The sequence below is a fragment of the Streptomyces sp. NPDC005393 genome (assembly GCF_040606675.1).
GTDB lineage: Bacteria > Actinomycetota > Actinomycetes > Streptomycetales > Streptomycetaceae > Streptomyces.
Map to the genome: position 1 here is coordinate 1 of NZ_JBEXFG010000106.1, position 4,819 is coordinate 4,819.

Consider the following 4,819-nt stretch of genomic DNA (forward strand, 5'->3'; position numbering starts at 1 on the left):
GAAGGCGGCGCGGTCAACCAGACCGTCGTCGAAATGGAACGCGGTTTCCTCTTCCTCATGTCCATCTCCGACGGGTCCTCCCTCGCCGTACTCGCACACCCCGACTGCGACATCGGCCTCGTCGGCTACGAGATGGCCCTGCTGGTCGATCGCGCGGGCAACGTCCTCACCCCGGACCTGCGCGCCGAACTGCAAGGCAGCCTGTTGAACTGACCCCCCGCCCATCCGACGCCCGTCCCCGCCCGGTCCCAAGGCCGGGCGCCCCCCACCGGCTCCAACCGACGGCGCGACCGTCACTTTGTTGTCCGACCGGAGGACCCATGACCCCGCCCCCTGCCTCGCCCGGCCCGTACGGCGGCCACCACCATTCGCCGTACGGGGGTGAAGGCGACCAGCCATTGGTGCGCCCGTATGCCATGACCGGAGGCCGCACCCGGCCGCGCTACCAGCTCGCCATCGAGGCGCTGGTCAGCACGACGGCCGACCCCGCGCATCTGGACGGGCTGCTCCCAGAGCACCAGCGGATCTGTCATCTGTGCCGGGAGGTCAAGTCCGTCGCGGAGGTCTCGGCGCTGCTGAACCTACCGCTCGGTGTGGCACGGATCCTGGTGGCCGACCTGGCGGAGGCCGGAATGGTGGCGATCCACCAGCCGGGCGGCGGTGCGGAAGCGGGCGGTACCCCGGACGTGACACTGCTCGAAAGGGTGCTCAGTGGACTTCGCAAGCTCTAGCGGCGCCCCGCCCGCCCGCGCGACCACCTCGGCGAAGATCGTCGTGGCGGGCGGCTTCGGCGTGGGCAAGACCACATTCGTCGGCGCGGTCTCGGAAATCAACCCGCTGCGCACCGAAGCCGTGATGACCTCCGCCTCGGCGGGGATCGACGACCTGAGCCATGTTCAGGACAAGACCACGACGACCGTGGCGATGGACTTCGGCCGCATCACGCTGGACGACGACCTGATCCTGTATCTGTTCGGCACGCCGGGCCAGGACCGCTTCTGGTTCATGTGGGACGACCTGGTCCGCGGCGCCATCGGCGCCGTCGTCCTCGTCGACACCCGCCGCCTCGCCGACTGCTTCCCCGCCGTCGACTACTTCGAGAACAGCGGCCTGCCCTTCGTCATCGCCCTCAACGGCTTCGACGGATACCAGCCCTACAACCCCGAAGAGGTCCGCGAAGCCCTCCAGATCGGCCCGGACGCCCCGATCATCGTCACCGACGCCCGCCACCGCAGCGAGGCCAAGAGCGCCCTTATCACACTGGTCGAGCATGCGCTGATGGCTCGGCTGAAGTAGGGCTTATCGTCCGGAAGTTGTCGAGAAACCGGCGTAGGAGCGGGCTGTGTTCAACGACGCGGCCCGCTCCTCCGTTCATAACGTTTCGACAGAGAAAAACACCCCCCATCGACACAGAGTGCGTACGCTCAGCTCCGGTGCGCGCTCAATTACTTCAGCATTTGGTACGGCTCATCACTTAACGCCCGTTTTATCTCTGGTCTAGACAACAGACTGAGTGGTTTGCGCACTGTTTGGAAAGCACCTGCGGGGCGTGCTGGAATTCGCCGAACTGGGCGTAAGGGCTCAGCTGGAACGGCACGACAACAGGTGCCGACGCCGAGAGGTTGTTGGTCGAGTGAGGCGAAGCAAGCCGGACCCCGCGCAAGAGACGCGAGGGAACTTCACCCCGCCGCCGCGTACGCGCACAGCGGCGTCGCCGGCCGAAGCACCGGATCCACCCGCCCCCAGCGGCGGACGGATATCGCCACGGAACTGGCGGGTGCGTGCCCGGCTGTACGCGATCCTGCTCATCCCCGTGCTGGTCGCCCTGGTCTTCGGTGGTTTCCAGGTCGCCGCCTCCGTCTCCACCTGGCGCGAGGCACAGGACGCCGAGCGCACCGCCCGGGTCGTCCGGGCCGCCGAGACGTACGCCCACGCGCTGATCAACGAGCGCGACCTCACCGCGGGCCCGCTGCTCACCGGCACCAACGCCGGCGTGGTGGCCAAGGCGCGGGCGGCCAGCGACGCGGCGGGCAAGGAGTTCGAGAAGGCCGCCGCCGACATGCCGAAGACGGCGAGCCTCGTGCGCCGCCTCAAGGCGGTCCGCTCGGGCCAGGCGCAACTGGCCGGCCTGCGCGACAACGCCTACACCGACCGGCTGGGCGGCGTGAAGACCGAAGAGGGCTACGTCCTCGTCGAGCACTCGCTGATCGAGTTCGCCAATGAGCTCGGCCTGGGCACCGGCAACATCACCTCCTACGGCCGCACGGTGTACGCGATCTCCCTGGCCAAGGGCGCCGAGTCGCTGGAGCGCTCCATCGGCACCCATCTGCTGGTCAAGCCCGGTCCGTCCGCGGCCGACCGCAAGAGGCAGCTCACCGCCTTCGGCAGCTACGTCTATCTGGAGAACATCGCGCTCGGCGAGTACCAGGCCGCGGGCACCCCGCAGGACGTCACCCGCCTCGAGGACACCTTCACCGCGGCGCAGAAGCAGGCGAAGGAGCAGCTGGCCGAGGCCAAGCGGAAGGCCGACGCCGCGGGCAAGAAGTTCCTCCCCCCGCCGAACATGACCCGCATGGTCCAGGCCATTGGCAGCGGGGCCACGCCGGCCCAGCTGTCGAGCAAGGGCGTCACCCCGGACATGTGGTTCAACGCCGCCACGGTCAAGTTCAACGCCTACCGCGACGCCGAGCAGCACCTCATCAACAAGGCCGTGGACGAGGCCGCTCAGATCTCTTCGGACGCACAGCGCGACGCGATCGTGAACGCCGTGATCGTGGTGATCGCCCTGCTCGTCGCGTTCATCGTGGCCGGCCGGATGGCCCGCTCGATGAGCCAGAGCATGCAGCAGCTGCGCAATGCCGCCTTCGACATCGCCGATCAGCGGCTGCCCGCGGTGGTCGCCCAGCTCTCCCGGACCGACCCGGGACGCGTGGACACCCGGGTCAGGCCGATCCCGATCAACACCCGGGACGAGATCGGCGAGGTGGCCCGCGCCTTCGACCAGGTGCACCGCGAGGCGATCCGGCTCGCGGCCGAGCAGGCGATGCTGCGGGGCAACGTCAACGCGATCTTCACCAACCTTTCGAGTCGCAACCAGGGACTCATCGAGCGGCAGCTCACCCTGATCTCCGAACTGGAGAGCCGGGAGGCCGATCCGGACCAGCTGGAACACCTCTTCCGGCTGGACCACCTGGCCACCCGTATGCGGCGCAACGGCGAGAACCTGCTGATCCTCGCGGGCGAGGAGCCGGGCCGCCGCTGGAACCAGCCGGTGCCGCTGATCGATGTGCTGCGCGCCGCCTCCTCCGAGGTGGAGTCGTACGAGCGCATCGAGCTGGCCGGCATCTCCGAGAGCGAGATCCACGGCACCACGGTGACCGACCTGGTGCACCTCCTCGCCGAGCTGCTGGAGAACGCCACCACCTTCTCCTCGCCGCACACCAAGGTGCGGGTCACCGCGACCCGGCTGCCCGACGGCCGGGTGGTGGTGGAGATCCACGACAAGGGCATCGGCCTGACCGCCGAGGACTTCGCCGACATCAACCACAAGCTGGCCCACCCGCCGACCGTGGACGCGGCGGTCTCCCAGCGCATGGGCCTGTTCGTGGTCGGCCGGCTGGCCGACCGGCACGGCATCCGGGTCCAGCTGCGCCCGGCCGGTGAGCAGGCGGGCACCACCTCGCTGGTGACGCTGCCCGAGGCGATCACCCACGGCGGTGGCGGCGAGGAGCTGCCCCAGGACGACTTCACGGTCTCCCGGATCGTCCCCGAGCAGCACCAGCCCTTCTACGAGGACGTCAGCGCCCTGTCCTCGCGTACCGCCGCCGAGCTGGGCTTCGATGACTCGGCCTATGGCCAGGACCAGTTCCAGGGCCAGTACAGCGGGATGGAGGCCCCCGGGCGGGAGCAGGAGCCGCGGCATGACCAGGCCCCGTCCGCAGCGCCGGCCCAGCCCGTGTACGAGAACTCCGGTTTTACCGAAACGGAACCGGCCTACACAAACCAAACAGAGCCGGAACAACAGCCGTACGTCGGCTACAACTCACCTTCCCAACAGGGAGAGTGGGGAGATTCCGGATCTTTTGAGATGCCTTTCGCGCCGCAGTTCGGCGCCGAAGCGGAATCGGGACCCGGCGCTCCCGAAGTCTCCCGGGACCGCGTAGAGTTCCACCGTCCGGGCCCCTCCCCGAGCGGCATTCACTCGATGACCGACGCCGGACTTCCGCGTCGTGACAGGCAGTGGCAGCCGTCCGAGGAACCAGGGGCACAGGGGGTGGCCGGGGAGCCGGCGACGCCCGCGGCGCCGGAGCGGCCTCGGCACGTCTCCCAGCAGGGGGACAGTGCCCAGTGGCAGTCGGAGAACGACCAGCGCTGGAGCCGAGCCGAGCGGCTCCGCGAGCCGAAGGCCGGCGGGGTCACCTCCTCCGGCCTGCCCCGCCGGGTACCCAAGGCCAATCTGGTCGAGGGTGCCGCGGAGCAGACCGGGCAGGGCGGCCCCCAGGTTTCCCGCGCCCCGGAGGACATCCGCGGCAGGTTGAGCAACCTGCGCCGCGGTGTCCAGCGGGGGCGCAACGCCGGATCCGGGATCCCCGGGCGTGACCAGCATGACCAACAGGGCTACGGCCCCGGCAGCACCTACGATCAGGAGCGTTAGTGTGAGCCCGATGAGCCAGGCGGCGCAGAACCTGAACTGGTTGATCACCAACTTCGTGGAGAACACCCCTGGGGTGTCCCACACCGTGGTGGTCTCCGCCGACGGACTCCTTCTGGCGATGTCCGAAGGCTTCCCCCGTGACCGAGCCGATCAACTGGCGGCGGT

Annotated in this window: 4 protein-coding genes and 1 pseudogene; all 5 read left to right on the forward strand. The window is 69.0% G+C overall.

Going from position 1 to position 4,819, the window contains the following annotated elements:
* Positions 1-213: pseudogene (locus ABZS71_RS35280) on the forward strand (roadblock/LC7 domain-containing protein); the annotation flags it as partial.
* 107 nt (positions 214-320) lie between these two features.
* Entirely contained in the window at positions 321-731 is a 411-nt protein-coding gene (locus ABZS71_RS35285; RefSeq protein ID WP_355847879.1) for a DUF742 domain-containing protein, read from the forward strand.
* Positions 712-1,296, forward strand: coding sequence for an ATP/GTP-binding protein (locus ABZS71_RS35290; protein WP_355847876.1), 585 nt, complete (start codon positions 712-714; stop codon positions 1,294-1,296). Before ABZS71_RS35285 ends, ABZS71_RS35290 begins: the two co-directional genes overlap by 20 nt.
* A 337-nt stretch (positions 1,297-1,633) precedes the next feature.
* Entirely contained in the window at positions 1,634-4,654 is a 3,021-nt protein-coding gene (locus ABZS71_RS35295) for a nitrate- and nitrite sensing domain-containing protein (protein WP_356216863.1), read from the forward strand.
* Position 4,655: 1 nt separating this feature from the next.
* Positions 4,656-4,819, forward strand: a 164-nt coding sequence (locus tag ABZS71_RS35300) for a roadblock/LC7 domain-containing protein (RefSeq protein ID WP_356216866.1), incomplete at its 3' end; no start/stop codon positions are given.